This window comes from Bradyrhizobium sp. CSS354, from assembly GCF_029051725.1.
In the GTDB taxonomy this organism is placed as follows: Bacteria; Pseudomonadota; Alphaproteobacteria; order Rhizobiales; family Xanthobacteraceae; genus Bradyrhizobium.
The window spans coordinates 82,084-101,196 of sequence record NZ_JAACFU010000016.1 but is presented as its reverse complement, the minus strand read 5'-3'; the positions used below and the strand labels follow the sequence as shown (position 1 = coordinate 101,196).

At 65.3% G+C, this 19,113-nt stretch carries 20 protein-coding genes, 1 other RNA gene and 1 pseudogene; 9 read left to right on the top strand and 13 right to left on the bottom strand.

The window, feature by feature from the left end; genetic code table 11:
- Positions 1-79: 79 nt before the first annotated feature.
- The 9 genes from GWG67_RS29820 to GWG67_RS29780 form a co-directional block, all read right to left on the bottom strand.
- Positions 80-589, bottom strand: coding sequence for an Lrp/AsnC family transcriptional regulator (locus tag GWG67_RS29820; protein WP_007604670.1), 510 nt, complete (start codon positions 587-589; stop codon positions 80-82).
- A 67-nt stretch (positions 590-656) separates the two neighbouring features.
- Positions 657-1,610: a sugar kinase gene (locus GWG67_RS29815; protein WP_275172884.1), complete on the bottom strand. Its 954-nt coding sequence runs from the start codon at positions 1,608-1,610 to the stop codon at positions 657-659.
- 8 nt (positions 1,611-1,618) lie between these two features.
- Positions 1,619-2,557 (bottom strand): NAD(+) diphosphatase, encoded by a 939-nt coding sequence (gene nudC / locus GWG67_RS29810; RefSeq protein WP_275172883.1) that lies wholly within the window; start codon positions 2,555-2,557, stop codon positions 1,619-1,621.
- Between the two features lie 11 nt (positions 2,558-2,568).
- The gene (locus GWG67_RS29805; protein WP_275172882.1) at positions 2,569-2,988 is read right to left on the bottom strand and encodes an HIT domain-containing protein; all 420 of its coding nucleotides are present in this window, start codon (positions 2,986-2,988) and stop codon (positions 2,569-2,571) included.
- A 277-nt stretch (positions 2,989-3,265) separates the two neighbouring features.
- Complete coding sequence (locus GWG67_RS29800) at positions 3,266-4,393, bottom strand: muconate cycloisomerase family protein (RefSeq protein WP_275172881.1); 1,128 nt, start codon at positions 4,391-4,393, stop codon at positions 3,266-3,268.
- The gene (locus GWG67_RS29795; protein ID WP_275172880.1) at positions 4,390-5,145 is read right to left on the bottom strand and encodes an SDR family NAD(P)-dependent oxidoreductase; all 756 of its coding nucleotides are present in this window, start codon (positions 5,143-5,145) and stop codon (positions 4,390-4,392) included. The genes GWG67_RS29800 and GWG67_RS29795 overlap by 4 nt, the downstream gene beginning before the upstream one ends.
- Positions 5,145-5,942: an amino acid ABC transporter ATP-binding protein gene (locus tag GWG67_RS29790; RefSeq protein WP_275172879.1), complete on the bottom strand. Its 798-nt coding sequence runs from the start codon at positions 5,940-5,942 to the stop codon at positions 5,145-5,147. The genes GWG67_RS29795 and GWG67_RS29790 overlap by 1 nt, the downstream gene beginning before the upstream one ends.
- Positions 5,939-6,601, bottom strand: coding sequence for an amino acid ABC transporter permease (locus GWG67_RS29785; protein ID WP_247285426.1), 663 nt, complete (start codon positions 6,599-6,601; stop codon positions 5,939-5,941). Before GWG67_RS29785 ends, GWG67_RS29790 begins: the two co-directional genes overlap by 4 nt.
- 127 nt (positions 6,602-6,728) lie before the next feature.
- Positions 6,729-7,574, bottom strand: coding sequence for a transporter substrate-binding domain-containing protein (locus GWG67_RS29780; protein ID WP_275172878.1), 846 nt, complete (start codon positions 7,572-7,574; stop codon positions 6,729-6,731).
- Positions 7,575-7,767: 193 nt separating this feature from the next.
- Between GWG67_RS29780 and ffs the strand changes: the two genes are divergently transcribed.
- The 5 genes and pseudogenes from ffs to GWG67_RS29755 all read left to right on the top strand — a co-directional run bounded on the left by ffs (position 7,768) and on the right by GWG67_RS29755 (position 11,200).
- Positions 7,768-7,864, top strand: an RNA gene (gene ffs / locus GWG67_RS29775) — signal recognition particle sRNA small type.
- Between the two features lie 93 nt (positions 7,865-7,957).
- On the top strand, positions 7,958-9,778 hold the full coding sequence (locus tag GWG67_RS29770; protein ID WP_275172877.1) for a DNA polymerase III subunit gamma/tau: 1,821 nt from the start codon (positions 7,958-7,960) through the stop codon (positions 9,776-9,778).
- Between the two features lie 26 nt (positions 9,779-9,804).
- Complete coding sequence (locus GWG67_RS29765) at positions 9,805-10,134, top strand: YbaB/EbfC family nucleoid-associated protein (RefSeq protein ID WP_007604677.1); 330 nt, start codon at positions 9,805-9,807, stop codon at positions 10,132-10,134.
- Position 10,135: 1 nt separating this feature from the next.
- A complete protein-coding gene (gene recR / locus GWG67_RS29760; protein ID WP_275172876.1) occupies positions 10,136-10,738 on the top strand; it encodes a recombination mediator RecR in 603 nt (200 codons plus the stop codon).
- A gap of 26 nt (positions 10,739-10,764) precedes the next feature.
- Positions 10,765-11,200 (top strand): annotated as a pseudogene (locus GWG67_RS29755) (hypothetical protein).
- Positions 11,201-11,340: 140 nt separating this feature from the next.
- On the opposite strand, the gene GWG67_RS29750 reads toward GWG67_RS29755, so the two are convergent.
- Entirely contained in the window at positions 11,341-12,705 is a 1,365-nt protein-coding gene (locus tag GWG67_RS29750; protein WP_275172875.1) for an MFS transporter, read from the bottom strand.
- A gap of 143 nt (positions 12,706-12,848) precedes the next feature.
- Positions 12,849-14,048: a DNA recombination protein RmuC gene (locus tag GWG67_RS29745; protein ID WP_275172874.1), complete on the bottom strand. Its 1,200-nt coding sequence runs from the start codon at positions 14,046-14,048 to the stop codon at positions 12,849-12,851.
- Positions 14,049-14,219: 171 nt separating this feature from the next.
- Here GWG67_RS29745 and def point away from each other — a divergent pair, with 171 nt between their 5' ends.
- The 4 genes from def (at position 14,220) to GWG67_RS29725 (ending at position 16,968) form a co-directional block, all read left to right on the top strand.
- On the top strand, positions 14,220-14,744 hold the full coding sequence (gene def, locus GWG67_RS29740) for a peptide deformylase (protein WP_007604684.1): 525 nt from the start codon (positions 14,220-14,222) through the stop codon (positions 14,742-14,744).
- Positions 14,745-14,949: 205 nt separating this feature from the next.
- Complete coding sequence (gene fmt, locus GWG67_RS29735; RefSeq protein ID WP_275172873.1) at positions 14,950-15,873, top strand: methionyl-tRNA formyltransferase; 924 nt, start codon at positions 14,950-14,952, stop codon at positions 15,871-15,873.
- On the top strand, positions 15,873-16,610 hold the full coding sequence (truA, locus tag GWG67_RS29730; RefSeq protein WP_275172872.1) for a tRNA pseudouridine(38-40) synthase TruA: 738 nt from the start codon (positions 15,873-15,875) through the stop codon (positions 16,608-16,610). Before fmt ends, truA begins: the two co-directional genes overlap by 1 nt.
- Before the next feature lie 22 nt (positions 16,611-16,632).
- Positions 16,633-16,968 (top strand): GIY-YIG nuclease family protein, encoded by a 336-nt coding sequence (locus tag GWG67_RS29725; RefSeq protein ID WP_275172871.1) that lies wholly within the window; start codon positions 16,633-16,635, stop codon positions 16,966-16,968.
- 149 nt (positions 16,969-17,117) lie between these two features.
- Here GWG67_RS29725 and dapE read toward each other — a convergent pair whose 3' ends face one another.
- The gene (gene dapE / locus GWG67_RS29720) at positions 17,118-18,284 is read right to left on the bottom strand and encodes a succinyl-diaminopimelate desuccinylase (RefSeq protein WP_275172870.1); all 1,167 of its coding nucleotides are present in this window, start codon (positions 18,282-18,284) and stop codon (positions 17,118-17,120) included.
- A complete protein-coding gene (locus tag GWG67_RS29715) occupies positions 18,281-18,934 on the bottom strand; it encodes a DUF805 domain-containing protein (protein ID WP_275172869.1) in 654 nt (217 codons plus the stop codon). Before GWG67_RS29715 ends, dapE begins: the two co-directional genes overlap by 4 nt.
- Positions 18,935-19,113 lie beyond the last annotated feature (179 nt).

Genomic DNA, 19,113 nt, shown 5'->3' with positions numbered 1-19,113 from the left:
TTCTCGATCGATTTCAGGCGTCACGGAGTACTGGATCGCCCGGTCAAGCCGGGCGATGACAGCTTCTCTGTGGTGACGTCTAAGCCGCCACCACCGCCGGGATCGGCAGCGCGGTGACCGACTTGATCTTCTCCATCGCGAAGCGCGAGGTGACGTTCTTCAGCGGCACGGCGCTGATCAGTTTCTTGTAGAATACGTCATAGGCCTGCATGTCCGCGACGACGACGCGCAGCATGTAGTCGACGTCGCCGGCCATACGATAGAACTCCATCACCTCGGGCATGGCGCTGACGGCTTCGGCGAATTTCTTCAGCCAGGCGTCGGAATGGTCGGAGCTCTCGACCGACACGAACACGGAGATGCCGAGGCCGATCTTGTTCTGGTCGACCAGCGCCACCCGCTTGGTGATCACGCCGTCTGCCTCCAGGCGCTGGATACGCTTCCAGCAGGGGGTCGAGGACAGGCCGACGCGGTCGCCGATCTCGGCGACGGAGAGGGAGGCATCGTCCTGGAGCACCATCAGAATCTTGCGGTCGATGGCGTCGAGGCGGCGGCTGGTCTCGGGGAGCGGGACGGCGAGATCGGTCATTTGAAGAACTTTGTTCCATATCAAGGGTTGATTTCCATGATATAGAGAAAATCTTTCTATAGCAAGTCTATAATCTCGGCTTCCGTCCGGGCGGCGTCGCGGGCGGCGTGTTCAAAAGCTCTTCGACTTCAAGCCGTTGCGGGGCGGCCAGGCCGCCGCCGTGGCGGGTGCATTTCAGCGCCGCGGCGCCCGCGGCGAATTGCAGCGCCTGCCGCACGTCGCTGCCTTCGGCGAGGCGAAGCGTGAAGGCGCCATGGAAGACGTCGCCGGCGCCGAGCGTATCGACCGCCTGAACCGAGACCGCCGGCGTCTCCTCCAACTTCCCCGTCTCGTTCAGCCAGATCGTGCCGTGCGGACCGCGGGTGGAGGCGAGGAAGGCGGGCGTGAGCGCGGCCAGGCGCTGCAACGCCTCGCCATCATCGGTGATGCCGGCGGTCTCCTGCACCTGTTCACTGGCGAACAGCAAATGCGAGGCGGCCGTGAGCAGGCTGTCCTGCAGCGACATCGCGCGATCGACGCCGACGACGACGGCAATACCGCGCCGGCGTGCCTCAGTGCAGAGGTCCGTGCAGAACGATGCGCAGCGGCTCTCGACGAGGACCGCCTGACAATCGGCGAGCAGCTTGTCGGCGTCCGGCAGCTGCACGGTCGACAACATGGGATCGCGATAGATGGTGAGGGTTCGTTCGCCCGAGGGCTCGATCATGATCGCCGACACCGGCGTCGTGAGCCCCGGCATGCGGACGATGTGCGTGGTCTCGATGCCTTCGGCTTCCATCCGTTCGAGGATGAAGCGGCTCGACGTCTCCCGGGCATCGCCCATGGGGCCCGCGAAGGAGACGCGGCCGCCAAGCCGCGCGATGGCGATCGCGGCATTGAGCGCGTTGCCGCCGCAGATCTCCGCGAGGTGCGTGGCATTGGCCTTGCTGCCGCGCGCGGGCACGGCCTCGACCCGAAAGGTCAGGTCGCGCACGGGAATGCCGATGCAGAGGACGCGCGGCGCGATCACAGAGGGCGCCATCTCCGGTCTCAGCTCTTGTCGTGCACCCAGCGGCCGAGCAAATGATGGGCGATGGCGAACGGGTGCGGACCGGCGAGCCCGTCGGGATGGGTCCGCGTCAGCATCAAGGCGGCCTCCTCGCGCGTGAACCAGCGCGCATCCTCCAGCTCCGAATGATCGACGACGATGTCCTCACTCACGGCCCGCGCGCTGCAGCCGATCATCAGCGACGACGGATAGGGCCAAGGCTGGGTCATGTAATATTGCACGTCGGTGCAGCGGATTCCGGACTCTTCGAGGATCTCGCGGCGCACCGCGTCCTCGATGGTTTCGGCGGCCTCGACGAAACCGGCGAGGCAGGAATACATGCCCGGCGGAAACTGCTTCTGGCGGCCGAGCAGGCATTTGTCGCCGGCGGCGACGTGCATGATCACGACCGGGTCAGTGCGCGGGAAATGCTCGGCCTTGCAACTCGGGCACTCCCGCTTCCAGCCGCCTTCCTTCATCCCGGTACGCGTGCCGCAATTGGCGCAATAGCCGTGGCGCTGGTGCCAGCTCACCATCGACTTCGCCATCGCGATCGCCGACAGCTCCTGCGGCGGCACCGCGCCCTGCATCGCCATGCCGCGCAGCTCGCTCAGCGCGTAGTCTTCGCGCCCGATCAGCTTCTCGGACGCGGCCTGCGACAGGCCCATCCCGAACATCGCGGCGCCGTCGCGCAGGCCGAGAAAAATCGTGCCGGGATTGGCGCCGCATTTCAGGGCCTCGTCGATTCCGAGCAGGGCGCGCACTGTTTCGCCCTCGCGCTTCACCAGCAGCGAGTCGCGGTAGACGACATAGGCGCGCGACGACGGCTTCTGCTCCATCGCGAACAGCTTTTCGTCGTCGCGCCGCAGATGCGCGGCGCGGTCGAGAATGTTGGTGACGAAGGCCGGCTGCCCCAGCGGAAACGAGTCGAATGCTGACATTTCTTGTTCTTTCAACCCAACCAGATCTTGCGGCGAAGCGCGCTGATGAAAGTCTGCACCTCAGTGGCGTCGTGCGCCAAGGGCTGCATCACGCCCCAGACCGGCCGCGGCCAGGCGGCGTCACTGGTGCGGCGCGCGATGACGTGGACGTGAAGCTGCGGCACGAGGTTGCCGAGTGCCGCGATGTTGAGCTTGTCGCATCCGGTCATCTCCTTCAGCGCGCGCGAGACACGGGAGATCTCGGTCATCAATTGCGCCTGCTGCACCTCGTCGAGATCGATGATCTCGACCGCATCCGCGCGCCGCGGCACCAGCAGCAGCCAGGGATAATGCGCGTCCTTGATGACCAATACCTTGGACAGCGGCAAATCGCCGATGTCGATGGTGTCCTCTTTCAGGCGAGAGTGCAGCGACCAGGCGGGTTCGGACATGAAGGTTTCCGGATGGCCCGATGGGAGTCGGGCGTGGCGGGGCGGAACCCCTGAATATTGGCTCCGACCATACGATACCGAATCTGATTGGGGAAGGATGAGGCTCCGCAGGGGCCGCATACGCGATCGTAGTCCTGGACAAGCGCAGCGCAGATCCAGGACCCATTACCACAGGATTCGGTTTGGCGAAGATTCGGGGTTACCAACTTCGTGCCACAAACTTCTCCTTGGGGTAATGGGTCCTGGCCTTCGCCAGGACGACGGTGGGGGCGTGCCTTTACGCCTCCGCAAGCACCCGCGCATTGGCGCGGACCGAGGCTTCGCTCACACGAATCCCGAGGCCGGGGCCGTCGGGCACCACGACGTGGCCGCCGCGATTGGCGACGCGCTCTTCCAGCACGTCCTCGGTCAGCACATGGTGCGGCATGTAGAATTCGCAGCCGAGCGAGATCCCCGGCGTCGCTGCGATCAGCTGCGTGCCGGCGGCAAGCCCGATGCCGCCCTCCCACAGCGTGCCGCCATAGCCGGGCAGGCCGGCGATGTCGGCGATCGCCATGATCGCCTGCGCCTCGAACAGGCCGCCGGCCTTCATCAGCTTGATCGAGACGGCATCTGCCGCCTCGCGGCGCACCACCTCCATCATGTCGCGGCGGTCGAAGCAGCTTTCGTCCGCGAGCACGGGTGTCTCAAGCGCCGCGGTGAGCTGCGCCATCACGTCGAGAAATTTGCGCGGCACCGGCTGCTCGATGAAGGTCGGCGCAAACTGCTCGATGTCGCGCAGGATCTTGATGGCGCCGAACGGCGCCAGCGCCTGGTTGTAGTCGACGCGAAGATCGACCTTGTCGCCGAATTCTTTCCGGATCGCCGCGAGGTGATCGAGATCCTCGCGATGCGGCTTCACGCCGGTCTTGACCTTGTAGATGACATTACCGTCCGGAACCATTTTCCGCATGCGTTCGAGATCGGCGGCGAAATCGGGATCGGCGATTGAGAACGACAGCGGGATCGTGTCGCGCACGCGGCCGCCGAGCAGGTCGGCGACCGAAAGTCCCGACGACTTGCCGACGATGTCGAGCAGCGCCATTTCGATCGCGACCTTGGCTTCGGCATGTCCGACCAGCGCGCGATCGAGCTCGGCCATCAGCGCGCGGATGCGGCGCACCGACTTGCCGAGCACGATCGGCCGTAAATAGATGTCGAGCGCGGCGAACGCGGCTTCCGGCGTTCCCGTGAACACTTCCCACGGTGCGGCCTCGCCCCAGCCGATCACGCCGTCGCTCGCGGTGAGCTCGATCAGCACGCGCTTCACCGTGCCCTTGACGCTGCCGACGCCCTGGAGGCGCGCCATTTTGATCGGGCTCTCGATCAGGAACAGCCTGATCCGTTCGACGGTTGCTTCGGTCATGTCAGGCCTCCATTGACGTGCCAGACCTGGCCGGTGACGTAGGATGCTTTCGGGGAGGCCAGGAAGGCGATGATCTCGGCCACTTCCTCCGGCCGTCCGCGGCGGCCCATCGGGATCAGCGCCTCGGTCGCTGCGATCTGTTCGGGTGAAAGCCGGCTTTCGCTGGGCTTGTCCTTGACGATGAGGCCCGGTGCCACGGCGTTGACGGTGATGCCCTCCCTGGCGAGCTCGACTGCGGTGAGGCGCACCAGCGCTTCGAGCGCGGAGCGGCTCGCGGCCGTCGCTGCGAAGGGCGCGAACTCCGGCCGGATCGCGTGGGCGACGAACGACGACACTGCCACGATCCGCGAATCCCGCCCGGCACGCAGCAGCGGCAGCGCGGCATCGACCAGCCGCGTGAAGGCCAGTGCCGATTCATCCATCGCCTTGCGGAATTGGTCCGCCGGCGTGCCGATCGCGCTGCCGCGGCGGGCATGGCCGCCGACCAGGATCAATCCATCGAGCCGGCCGAAGGCTCGTTGTGTAGCGGCGACGGCGTCGGTGATCGCGGCCTCCTCGGCGAGATCGCCGAGGCATTTTACGACGATCGCGCCTTGCGCTTCGGCTTCCGCCGCCGTGGCGTCGAGACCGGCTGCGTTGGAGCGCGTGTGTAGCAGCAGCGCAGTGCCGGGCGCTGCGAGCAGTTTTGCAGTGGCACGGCCGATGCCGCTGGCGGCGCCGGTGACGAGATAGACACGGTCGATATCAGGCATCAGGATTCTGCGTTGGCCGGCGGCAATGCGCCGGTGCGGTGGAAATGGCTGAGGAAGGCGCGCGTCGCCGCTGCTTGCGGATTGTCGATCACCTGCCGCGCCCGGCCTTCCTCGACCACGACGCCGTCGCGCATGAAGATCAGACGGTCGGCGACTTCGCGGGCAAAGGCGATCTCATGGGTCACGATCACCATGGTCATGCCCTCCGACGCCAGCTGCTGGATCACGGCGAGCACCTCGCCGACAAGCTCGGGATCGAGCGCGGAGGTGGCCTCGTCGAACAGCATCACGTCCGGCTCCATGGCGAGCGCCCGTGCAATCGCGACGCGCTGTTTCTGTCCGCCGGAGAGCGTTGCCGGATATTGGTCGGCCTTCTCTGCAAGGCCCACCTTCGCGAGTTGAGCCCGGGCCAGCCTCTCGGCGTCAGCCCTCGCCATGCGCCGCACCGTGACCGGCCCCTCCATCACGTTCTGGAGCGTCGTCATGTGCGGGAACAGATTGAAATGCTGGAACACCATGCCGGTGGTGGCGCGAAATCTTGCCAGCGTCTTCACGTCCGGCAGCTTTGTGCCTTCTCCGAAAGCAAAGCGGGTGTCGCCGACGCGAACGCTGCCGCCGTCGGGCGTCACCAGGAGGTTGATGCAGCGGAGCAGCGTCGACTTGCCGGAGCCGGACGGGCCGATCAGCGCGACGACGCCGCCTTTGGCGACGTCGAGGCTGATGCTCTTCAAGACCTCGTTGCTGCCAAAGCTTTTGCGCAACGCCCGGATCTCGATCTTGGAAGAGATCTCGCTCATTCGCCGACCGCCAGTCGCTTCTCGCCGCGCCGGACCATGATGGTCAGGGGAATCAGGATCGCCGCATAGGCGACCGCGACGGCGGTGTAGGTTTCCAGCGGACGGTAGCTGTCATGAGCGGCGACCTGGCTCTGATAGACCAGATCTGGCACCGCCAGCACCGAGACCAGCGAGGTATTCTTGAACTGGATGATCGACTGGTTCATCAGCGCCGGGATCATCCGCTTGATCGCCTGCGGCAGCACGATGCGCCGCATGCTCTGTCCCGGCGTCATGCCGAGCGCGGCGCCCGCTTCCGACTGGCCGCGGTCGATCGAGATGATGCCGCCGCGGATGATCTCCGAATAGAACGAGCCGCCATAGAGCGACAGCGCCAGCGCCGAGGCCGTGATCGGCGTCATCTCGACACCGGCCAGGATCGGCAGCGCGTAATAGAACCAGATCAGCTGCACCAGGATCGGCGTGCAGCGGAACGCCTCGATGAAGGTCAGCGCGATCAGGCGCACCGCTCTGAAACGCGACAGGGTGCCGAACGCGCCGAACAGGCCGAAGACGAGGCCGAGCACCACGATGACCACGGTAAAGCCGACGGTGACGCCGAGCCCGTTGAGAAAGAGCCAGCGATAGCTCCAGAGGATGCCGAAGTCCCACTGATACATACGTGTGTTACTCGTCGTACGCCTTGACCGCCGGCGTTGTCGTTCCGGGGCGATGCGAAGCATCGAACCCGGAACCTCGAGATTCCGGGTTCGCCCTTCGGGCGCCCCGGAATGACAGTGTAAAAGCTTAAAGCGAAACGCCCGGCGGAATGTCCGCCTCGGTCACGCCCACCAGCTCCATGTTGGTGATGATCGCGTTGCGGATGAAGCCGAGGCCCTTGTTGAAGTCGATCCAGGTGTTGACGTAGTCGCGCCAGGTCTTGTCGCTCTCGCGGCGGAAACCGGCGTTCGACGTGGTGGCGAAGATCGGCGTCGGCAGCACGAACTGGCCGAGCGAGGGGTTTTTCTTCAGCACCGTCAGCGACAGCATGGTGATCAGGCACTGCGCATCGACGCGGCCGGTCTGGAGCGCGGCGGTGGCGTCGTCGGCGGTCTTCAGCCGCGAGATCTGCGCCTTCGGCGTCAGGCGGCTGACGACCTGGTCGTGCGAGGAGCCCTGGTCGACCGCGATCTTGACGTCGGGCGAGTTCAGCTCGGCCCAGCTCTTCGGCTTGAAGTCCTTCTTGCAGAGGATGCCGAAGGCGTTGTTGAAGACTGGCACCGAGAAATCGACCACCAGCGCGCGCTTCGGGGTCGGGTTGAGGCCGAAGAAGATGTCGATCTTGTTGGACTGCAGGTCGAGCACCGAATTGCCCCAAGTGGTTTCGGTGATCTCGAGCTCGGCCTCCATGTCCTCCGCGAGTGCTTTCGTGATGTCGACGTAAAATCCCTTCCACTGGCCGGTCGAAAGATCCTTCATGTAATAGGGCGCGCCGCCGCCGACCGCGCCGATCCGCATCTTCTTGGTGCGGCGGATGCGGGCGAAGGTCGATTCGTTGGAATCGGCGGTCTGCGCCACGGCCGGGGACGCCAGCGTCGCCGCGCCAATCGCGCCAAGTCCGACAATCGATGCAACATCACGACGTGTAACCATTGGGATAAATCGCTTTTCTGTTGGAAGGGGTTCCGGCAGCGTTCTTACCAAGGCGCCTCCGGCAGTGAAAGCACAGCCTATCGGCTGTGCAGCCCGGGAATTGCCCGGATGCTGTGCAAGCCACGATGAAGCCCAGCCCGTTCAAGCCGATACCCGCTTGCTTTCCGGGCCTTTTGGCCCCAAATAGGGACCGGGAGATTGGCGGTGGACGAGCCACTCGCCAACCGGGTCAGGTCCGGAAGGAAGCAGCCCTAACGAGGTCCGGATCGGGTCGCTCGTCAGTCTCCTACCTGTTTTTCCGAGCGAATTGCGCCGGCGGCTCGGCCGCCAGCGCGCTCCTTTCCGCAAAGCCGGCCGAAAGACACTTCATTGCGGATCGACCGATGACCGACGCTGGCGCCCCTCATAACCCTGATAGCGCCGGCCAGGCCAGCACGCCCTACCGGGTGCTGGCGCGGAAATACCGTCCTTCCTCATTCGACGATCTGATCGGCCAGGAGGCCGTGGTCCGCACCGTCTCCAATGCGTTCGAGACCGGCCGCATCCCGCAGGCCTGGATCCTCACCGGCGTCCGCGGGGTCGGCAAGACCACCACTGCGCGCATCCTTGCCCGTGCGCTCAACTACGAGATGCCGGATGGCTCGGTGAAGGGCCCGACAGTCCAGATGCCGACGCTCGGCGTGCATTGCCAGGCGATCATGGAAAGCCGGCACATGGACGTGCTGGAGATGGACGCAGCCTCGCATACCGGCGTCGACGACGTTCGTCAGATCAATGACAGCGTCCGCTACGCGCCGGCCAGCGCCCGCTACAAGGTCTACATCATCGACGAAGTCCACATGCTGTCGACGGCGGCGTTCAACGCCTTCCTGAAGACGCTGGAGGAACCGCCGGAGCACGCCAAATTCGTGTTCGCGACCACCGAGATCCGCAAGGTTCCGGTCACGGTGCTGTCGCGCTGCCAGCGTTTTGACCTGCGCCGCGTCGAGGCCGACGTGCTGATGAAGCATCTGGCCAACATCGCGGCCAAGGAAAACGTCCAGATCGAGCCGGAAGCGCTCGGCATCATCGCGCGCGCCGCGGAAGGCTCGGTGCGCGATTCGCTCTCGCTGCTCGATCAGGCGATCGCGCATGCGGCAGGCACCGTGAAGGCCGATGCCGTCAGGCAGATGCTGGGGCTCGCCGACCGCACCCGCGTCATCGACCTTTTTGATTCTCTGGCGCGTGGCGACATCGCATCCGCGTTCAGGGAGTTCCGCGACCAGTACGACGTCGGCGCCGATCCGATCGTCGTGCTCTCGGATCTCGCCGAATTCGTCAATTTCGTCACACGTGTGAAGATCGTGCCGGCGACCGCCGACAACGTCGCCTATGGCGAGACTGAGCGCGTGCGCGCGCGGGATTTCGCCTCGAAGATCTCGATGCGCGTGCTGTCCCGGATGTGGCAGATGCTGCTCAAGGGCATCACCGAGGTGCAGGCCGCGACGCGGCCCGCCGCGGCCGCCGAGATGGTGCTGGTGCGCATCGCCTATGTCGCCGACCTGCCGACGCCGGACGAAGCGATCAAGATGCTGGAGCAGAACGGCGGCGGTTCGCCGGTCGTGAGCGGCGGCAGTGCCGCGCGCAGCGCGCCGGCCGGGCCGGCGGCGTCAGCAGCTCCAGTTCGCATGCCGACCTCATCTCCGTCCTCGTTCGGCGGCGGTGGTGGTGCCCGTCCGCAGATGGCAACCCCCGCGCCGGATCCGCAAGCTGCCGCGCCCGTGTTGCGCGTCACGAGCTTCACCCAGCTCGTTGCGCTGGCCGGGCAGAAGCGTGACCTCCTGACCAAGGGCGCGCTCGAAGGCGACATGCGCCTCGTTCGTTTCGAGGAGGGCCGGCTGGAAGTCGCGCTCGAACCCAACGCCTCCAAGACCATGATTTCCGATCTCGCGCGCAAATTCGAGCTTTGGACCGGGCGTCGCTGGACCGTGATCGTCTCCAATGAGCGGGGCCAGCCGACGCTGCGCTCGGTGAGCCAGGCGGCCAAGCAGGAACATGCGCGCACCGCCGAGGCCGATCCGCGCGTGCGCGAGGTGCTGTCGCGTTTTCCGGGTGCGAAGGTCGTCGAGGTCCGCAGGCTTGCCCCCGAGGCGCCGGAATCCGATATTAATGCCGACTATGGCAGTGACGATCCGCCCGACGGTTCCGACGGCGACGATCTCTAGAGCCAAATTTTCCAAGGACAGCACCGATGGTCGATATTTTCGGCATGATGAAGCAGGCGCAGCAGCTGCAATCCAAGATGCAGGAGATGCAGGATCAGCTCGCCAACGTCGAGGTCGAGGGCATCTCCGGCGGCGGTCTCGTCGCCGTGCGCATGACCGCGAAGATGGACGTCAAGGGCGTCAGGATCGATCCTTCGCTGATGAAGGCGGAAGAGCGCGAGGTGCTCGAGGATCTGCTCGTCACCGCGTTCGGCGAGGCCCGCCGCAAGGCGGAAGCCGCCATGCAGGAGAAGATGCAGTCGCTCACCGGCGGGCTCGGTCTGCCACCGGGGCTGTCGGGGTTGTTCGGCCAGTAGGATGGGCGCTGTTGCGGGTCCTGAAATCGAGCGGCTGGTCCAGCTTCTCGCGCGCCTGCCGGGCCTCGGCCCGCGCTCGGCGCGGCGCGCCGCGCTGCATTTGATCAAGAAGCGCGAAGCGCTGATGATGCCGCTGTCCTCGGCCATGCAGGTCGCGCTCGACAAGGTCCAAGTGTGCAAGACCTGCGGCAACATCGACACGCAAAGTCCCTGCACGGTCTGCACCGATCCGAGGCGCGATCCCTCGATCATCGTGGTCGTCGCCGACGTTGCCGATCTCTGGGCGCTGGAGCGGGCTAATGCCACTCAAGGGCGCTATCACGTGCTGGGCGCGACATTGTCGCCGCTCGACGGCGTCGGCCCGCAGGACCTCACCATCGAGGCGCTGGTCGCGCGCGCGCATGAGGCACAGGTGCATGAGGTCATCCTGGCGCTGAATGCCACCGTCGACGGCCAGACCACCGCACACTACATCACCGACCTGCTTCAGGACGCCAACGTAAAAGTAACCCGGCTCGCCCATGGTGTGCCGGTCGGCGGCGAGCTTGATTATCTCGATGAAGGTACGCTATCGGCCGCGATGCGGCAGCGCACCCTGTTCTAGCCATCCAGACTTACGGAACGGACGACATGACGAAACTTTTCGCCACACGATGGGCTTTGGTCGCGACGATCGCGATGCTGGCGACGCCGGCTATTTCCGCGCAGCAGGACGACGGGGCTCCGCCGCCGTAAGCCGGGCAAGCCGATCAATGCCGGCGAGGTGCTGTCGGGCGAGCTGAACACGATGAAAGTGCGCGACGTCAAGAACGTCGGCAAGCGGGTTGCGACCTACCAGATCACCTCCGAGCCGCGCCGGCTGCCGCCGCCAAGCGGGCTGTGCAATCTCGAGACCGGGCCGGAAACCTTCCAGCTCGTTCCCAGCGGCGACGCGCAGGCCGCACAGCTGAAAACGTTCGCCGGCAAGGAGATCTCGGTCAAGGTCGACGAGATCGCCTGCGCCAGCGATCCCGGCCAGATGAGCGAGGCCGTGATCACGAAGTGGAGCCTGATCAAGAAGCAGTAGGGGGGCGCCCCGTTTGCTCGCTACACAGATAAGCGCATCTGTTTTTCGTCATGCCCGGGCTTGTCCCGGGCATCCACGTTCTTGGTGCCGCGTGGCAAGGCGTGGATGGCCGGGACAAGCCCGGCCATGACGGCTTTGCGTTAAACCCTCACCGGCCCCAACTGCTCAAAATGCCCGCGCTTCTGCAGCCAGGCCAGCAGCACCAGGCTCGGGATCGCCACCAGCATGCAGATCACGAAGAACAGCGGCCAGCCGGTCGTATCAGCCACGAAGCCGGCGCCTGACGAGAGATAGGTCCGCCCCACCGCGGCAAGTGCGGTGAGCAGCGCATATTGCGTCGCCGTGTGCAGCGGGTTTTGGCAGAGCGCCGAAAGATAGGCGACGAAGATCACCGTGCCGATGGCGCTGGTGAAGTTCTCGCAGGTGATGGCGAAGGCGAGCGCCCATTGGCTGGTGCCGATAAAGGCCAGCCAGGAGAAGGAGAGGTTCGCGAGCGCCTGCACCACGCCGCCGATCCAGAGGCTGCTCGCAAGCGAATAGCGCCGCGCGACGAAGCCGCCGGCAAAACCGCCGATCAGCGTCGCAGCGAGGCCCACGCCCTTCACGATCGCCGCATAGTCGTTGCGGGAGAAGCCGAGGTCGATGACGAACGGCGCGGTCATCGTGCCGGAGAAGGCGTCGGTGAACTTGAACAGCACGACGAAGGCGAGTGCCGCAAGCGCGTCCTTGCGCGTCAGGAATTCCGAGAAGGCGCCGATCGCCGCGTGCAACACGCGCGCGAACGCGGTCTGCGTCTGCGTCGCGGCTTCCGCCCGCACCGACTGCTCGGGCTCGGTCGCGACCAGCGCCGTGACCGTCCCGATCAGCACCATCGCGGCCATCACCACATAGCCCCACATCCAGGCGGACGTGCGGGTGATGCCGGTGCTCTCGAAGCCCGAGACGATGAACAGCGCGCCTGCGGTCGAGACCAGCATGCCGATGCGATAGGCCGCGACATAGGACGCCATGCCGGCGGCCTGCTCGCTCTCCGGCAGGCTCTCGACCCGGAAGGCGTCGACCACGATGTCCTGCGTCGACGAGGCCGTCGCCACCAGCAATGCGCCGAGCGCGACGTAGAACGGCGAGCGCGCGGGATCGGTCAGCGCCAGCAGCAGGATTGCTGCGATCAGCAGCAATTGCGAGAACAGCAGCCAGCCGCGCCGCCGCCCGAACGCGCGCGTGAACAGCGGCACATGCATCGCATCCACCAGCGGCGCCCACAGGAATTTCAGCGTGTAGGGCGTGCCGACCAGCGCAAACAGCCCGATGGTCTTGAGATCGACGCCGGATTCCCGCATCCACACCAGCAGTGTAGAGCCCGACAGTGCCAGCGGCAGCCCGGACGAGAAGCCGAGGAACAGCACGATCAGCACCCGCGGTTGCAGGTAAACGGAAAGGCTGTCACGCCAGGAGGTGGGGGCCGTGCCGGGGCCGGCAGGGGAGGTCGCGTCGGGTGCGGTCATGCCAGGGTGTTAGCAGATTCTGGCGGCGCTGCCTCGGCCTCAAAACTCGTCATGCCCGGGCTTGTTCCGGGCATCCACGTTCTCGCTGTCGCTGGAAAAGGTCGTGGATGGCCGGGACAAGCCCGGCCACGACGACACAGGCCTCACTCCCCCGCCTGGAGCTTCCTCGGGAACAGTTCGGCAGCACCCGTCGCCACGAGATGCGGGGCTTCGGGTGCATCGGTCTTGCTGAAATCGAGCTCTTCGATGCGCCCGGCGCGTTTCTCGATCTTGTCGGCGGAGATCAGCACCTGCCGCACGTCCTCGTTGGCGTCGGCAAAATGCTTCTGCAGCTTCAGCACGCGGTCGCGCAGGCGGCCGAGGTCGTCGCCGAGCTTGATCACTTCGGTGCGGATCTGGTCGGCGGCGTCGCGCATCCGCGCGTCCTTCATGATCTGCTGCATCACCTGGATTGCCAGCATCAGTAGCGAAGGCGACACCAGCACGACGCGGGCGCGATACGCCTTCTGGATCACGTCGTCGAAACCGTCATGGATCTCGGCGTAGACTGATTCCGACGGCACGAACATCAGCGCCATGTCCTGGGTCTCGCCGGCGACGAGATATTTTTCCGCGATGTCGCTGACATGCTTCATGACGTCGCCGCGCAGCCGCTGCGTGGCGATGCGCTTCTCCTCGTCGGTGCGCGCGTCATGCAGCGCGGTCATCGCTTCCAGCGGAAACTTCGCGTCGATGCAGAGCGGGCGCTGGTCCGGCAGGAACACGACGCAGTCCGGACGCTTGCCGGTCGAGAGGGTGAACTGGAACTCGTAGGCGCCCTTCGGCAGACCGTCCTGGACGATCGCTTCCATCCGCGCCTGACCGAAGGCGCCACGCGACTGCTTGTTGGCGAGCACGTCGCGCAGGGTCGTCACCTGCGTGGTGAGATCGGTGAGGTTCTTGTGCGCGCTGTCGATGATGCCGAGCCGCTCGTGCAGCGCGCGCAGGCTCTCCATGGTGTTGCGGGTGGTGTGCTCCATGGATTGGCCGACCCGGTGGGTCACCGAATCCAGCCGCTCGTTGACCGCGCGTGCCATGTCGGCCTGGCGGCCGGCCAGCGTCTGGGTCATGGCGTCGACCCGCCCCGAAGCCTCGCTCTGGGCATGCAGCATCTGGCTGATGCGCTCCTCGAGCTCGTCGGCGCGGATCGCGTTGGCCATCGCGAGTTCCGCGCCGCGCCGCCCGGAGCGCGCGATCACGACGGCGATCACCACCATCAGGATGAGGACCAGGGCGCCGAAGCCGATCAGCGCGTCCACGGTGCGCACCGGCCAGTCGCCGAGCATGAAAATGATCTCGTTCATGCCCCTGCTTCTAGCCGATTCGCTTGGGGACGCGAACGAATAGCGAACATTTATGGTAAACGCCCTGTTAATTTTTATGGTTAACGAAACCCGAAGTTTTATGGTTAGCGAAGGGTTAACGGGGTTCCCGGCCGGATTGACCACATCGAACGCGCGGCTTAAATCGCGGCCATGGCCCTCAGAGAAATCATCATCCTGCCCGACAAGCAGCTGCGTCTGGTCTCCAAGCCGATCGAGAAGGTCACGCCGGAGATCCGCAAGCTTGCCGACGACATGTTCGAGACCATGTACGACGCGCCCGGCATCGGGCTCGCGGCGATCCAGATCGCGCAGCCGTTACGGCTGATCACCATGGACCTCGCCAAGCCCGATCAGGACGGCGAGACCAAGCCCGAGCCGCGCGTCTTCATCAATCCGGAAATCATCGCCTCCTCGGAGGACCTGTCGGTCTACGAGGAAGGCTGCCTGTCGATCCCCGAATATTACGAGGAGGTCGAGCGGCCCGCGAAGGTGCGGGTGCGCTACATGGATCTGGACGGCAAGGTGCACGAGGAGGATGCTGAAGGCCTCTACGCCACCTGCATCCAGCACGAGATCGACCATCTCAACGGCGTGCTGTTCGTCGACTATCTGTCAAAGCTCAAGCGCGACCGCGTGCTGAAGAAGTTCGAGAAAGCCGCCAAGCGCGCGGAGTGAGTAAGGTTTAGTGCTGCCTCGCACTCGCCTGCGCTCCCTCCCCCCTTGTGGGGGAGGGCGGGGGAGAGGGGTAGCCCAGGCGGAAGTCTCTCCGTCATCAGAATCGGGTGCGCACCGCGAACGCTCAAGCCGAGAGCGCGTCGTGTGGCACCCCTCTCCCTAACCCTCCCCCACAAGGGGGGAGGGAACGTACCGAGTCCTTGTCATGCCCCTCCGCCTGATCTTCATGGGCACGCCCGATTTCTCCGTGCCGACGCTGCTCGAGCTCGTCGCGCACGGCCACGAGATCGCGGCCGTGTATACGCGCGCGCCGAAGCCCGGCGGCCGCCGCGGCCTGCAATTGCAGCCGACCCCGGTGGAAGAGGCCGCGCGAAAGCTTGGCATTCCCGTGCTGACGCCGAAGACGTTGAAAACGCCGGAGGCGCTGGAAGAATTTCGCGCCTTCGACGCCGATGCGGCCGTCGTCGTCGCCTATGGCATGATCCTGCCGCAGGCGATCCTCGATGCGCCAAAGCTCGGCTGCTACAATCTGCACGCCTCGCTGCTGCCACGCTGGCGCGGTGCTGCTCCCATCAACCGCGCAATCATGGCCGGCGATGCCGAGAGCGGCGTGATGGTGATGAAGATGGATGTTGGCCTCGACACCGGCGACGTCGCCATGGCGGAACGGCTCGCGATCACGGACAACATGACCGCGGCGGATCTGCACGATCGTCTGTCCCGGCTCGGTGCCGATCTGATGGTGCGCGCCATGGCCGCGCTCGACCGCGGCGGGCTCCAGCTCAAAAAGCAGAGCGAGGACGGCGTCACCTATGCCGCCAAGATCGACAAGGCCGAAGCGCGGATCGACTGGACCAGGCCCGCGCGCGAGGTGCTGCGCCATATCCACGGCCTGTCGCCGTTTCCCGGCGCCTGGGCCGAGCTTGAGAATGCACGGGTAAAAATCCTGCGCTGCGAGCTGGCGAAAGGCGCGGGCGCACCCGGCGAGGTGCTCGACGACCATCTCACCATCGCCTGCGGCGAGGGCGCAATCCGCCTTATCGAGCTTCAGCGCGAAGGCAAGGCACGCATGCAGGCCGCGGACTTCCTGCGCGGCGTGCCGCTCAAGCCGCCGATGCGGCTGGCCTGATGCCCCGCTACAAGCTCATCATCGAATATGACGGCGCGCCGTTCTTCGGCTGGCAGGTGCAGGAGACGCTGCCCTCGGTGCAAGGCGCGTTGGAGGCCGCGGTGAAGGCGATGACCGGCGCGGATGCGCGCGTGCATGGTGCGGGCCGCACCGATGCCGGCGTGCACGCGCGCGGCCAGGTCGCGCATGTCGATGTCGACAAGCAGTTTCCGCCGGGCCGTTTTCGCGATGGCTTGAATGCGCATCTGCGCCCGCATCCCGTGGCGGTTCTCGAAGCGGATATCGTGCCTGAAACGTTCGAGGCGCGCTTCTCGGCCGTGAAGCGCCACTACCGCTATCGCATCGTCAACACCCGCGCCAATCTTGCGCTCGATGCCGGCCATGCCTGGCGCGTGCCGCGCCGGCTCGACGCCGACGCGATGCATGCGGCAGCGCAACGCCTGCTCGGCAAGCACGATTTCACCACCTTCCGCGACACCGAGTGCCAGGCCAAGTCGCCGGAGAAGACGCTCGATCAACTCGACGTGCTGCGTGACGGGCGCGAGATCACGATTCTCACTTCGGCGCGCTCGTTCCTGCACAGCCAGGTGCGCTCGATGGTGGGGTCGCTGATGTGGGTCGGCGAAGGCCGCTGGACCGCCGACGATCTCTCCGCAGCGCTCGCCGCGCACAACCGCGCCGCCTGCGGCATCGTCGCCCCGCCGGACGGGCTGTATCTGATGCAGGTGGATTATTAGAGTGTGATGCCGCCACACCGTCATGGCCGGGCTTGTCCCGGCCATCCACGTGCGTCAACATGCGACCATGCATGGGCGATGGGTGTACATCCTGGCGAGCGCGGCCAACGGCATTTTGTATGTCGGTGTGACGAATGACATTATTCGTCGCGTGTACGAGCATCGAAATGGACTCGTGCCAGGCTTCACCAAGAAGTATGGCGTCAAGCTGCTCGTCTATTTCGAGCGCTATGAGGACATCCAAACCGCAATCCAGCGCGAGCACAACATCAAGCATTGGTCACGAACGTGGAAGGTGAGGCTAATCCTGAAGGAGAATCCCGAATGGAAGGACCTTTACGATACGATTGTCCAGTAAGGCGGGCCTGAGCTCCCGCCACTGCCGTCATGGCCGGGCTTGTCCCGGCCATCCACGAACTTGTTTCGCGGTCGCAAAGAACGTGGATGCCCGGGACAAGCCCGGGCATGACGGCGGAGTGATTGGCGGCAGCGAGATAGCCTCACAGCCTACCCAAAATACCTCGCCAAGATCCCGCGATACACCTTCGTCAGCTGCTCCAGATCCTGAACCGGCACGCGCTCGTCGACCTGGTGCATGGTCTGGCCGACCAGGCCGAACTCGATCACCGGGCAATAGCTCGAGATGAAGCGCGCATCGGAGGTGCCGCCTGAGGTCGACAGCTCCGGCTTGCGGCCCGTCACCTCCTCGATCGCGGACACCGCGAGTTCGGTGAACGGGCCGGGCTTGGTCACGAACACATTTGAGTTCGACGGCTCCCAGACGATGCGGGCGCGGATGCGGTTGCCGCACGCTTTTGTCAGCCGCGTCTCGACCAGCTCGCGCAGGCTCGCCTGGGTGTGGTTGTCGTTGTAGCGGATGTTGAACTTTGCGCGGGCCTGTCCCGGGATGACGTTGTTGGCGGTGTTGCCGACGTCGACCGAGGTGAATTCGAGATTGGAGGCCTGGAACTGCGCGCTGCCATGGTCGAGCGGCTCGTCCGAGATGGCCACGATCAGCCGCGAGATATCAGGCACCGGATTGGCGGCGCGGTGCGGATAAGCGACGTGGCCCTGCACGCCGTCGACGTACAGCGTACCGGATTGCGAGCCGCGGCGGCCGACCTTGATGGTGTCGCCGAGCGCCTCGACGTTGGAGGGCTCTCCGAGCACGCAATGGTCGAATTTCTCGCCGCGCTCCGCCGCCCATTGCAGCAGCTTGATGGTGCCGTTGATGGAGACGTCTTCCTCGTCGCCGGTGATCAGGAACGAGATCGAGCCCTGTCCGTCCGCGCGCGGCTTGCCGTCGTTCGCGGCGAGATGCTCCAGCACCGCGGCAACCGAGCAGGCGATGCCGCCCTTCATGTCGACCGCGCCGCGGCCGTGCAGAAAGCCGTCCTTCACCTCGCCGGAGAACGCGCCGACGCTCCAGGCGCTTTCGTCGCCCGGCGGCACCACGTCGGTGTGGCCGGCGAAGGTGATGTGCGGCCCGTCAGTGCCGATCCGCGCATAGAGATTGTCGACGTCGGCCGTGCCGGGCTCGCTGAAGGTCACGCGGTGGCATGTGAAGCCTGCCGCGTTGAGGACATGTTCGAGCACACCAAGCGCACCGGCATCGGCCGGAGTTACCGAGGGGCAGCGGATGAGATCGCGGGCAATCGAGAGAGCATCGGTCATGCGCCCCGCTTAACATGCATGCCGCCGGGTGGGCTAGCACTGGGCGGGACAAATTCCACCTCGCTCTGCTGGTCCCAGCTTTTCGCCGCAGGGGAGGCGGGCGCGGAGCCATCTTCAACGTCGGCCAGTGGATCGGGGCCGAACCGGTTGTCGCCGGAGGTGCCGGGCACAATGAACATTTCCACGAGGCCCCAAAACCACGGAATGTGCATGGCCCATGCGAGGGCAACAACCCAGTTTGATGCGGTGGGCAGCAGGTCCGAGAACTGGTCGAACAACGCGGGCAGGACGAAGAACGGAACCAGCCACCAGCCGCTCCGGTCGCGATCGTGCAGCCGCTTGGTCGCGGTTGCGAGGTAGATCCACAGGAATAGCGAGCTGCCGAGCACCTTGAGGATGAGGGTCGGACGATCAGTGGTTGCCAGCAGACGGTAGGCCCTGGGATCGACCGCGTTGAAGATGTCGTCGACACCGAAATCGAAGTCGACCTTGAAGTTGAAGGCGAAGGTTGCGGCCCCGTTCAGCACCTTGATGGCCTGGTCGATCATCCCGAGCAGGGCCGCCAGCACCATGACGATGAGCAGAGCCTGCCACAGCAGCGCGCGGTTGATGCGGCCGTCGAAGCGGAACAGATACCAGGTCCAGTCCATGCCAAAGGCTCCGGGCGGGAGAGGTCGCCCGAATGTTGGTCGCGATGGGGGGAGGGCGGGTTCGATGGAGCCTCGGTGTCGTCCCGGCGAAGGCCGGGACCCATACCGCGGGATCTATCGGTCGTGGACGGTCGGCGTACCCAACTGAAAATCTTCGCCAAACCACTGCCTGTGGTTAT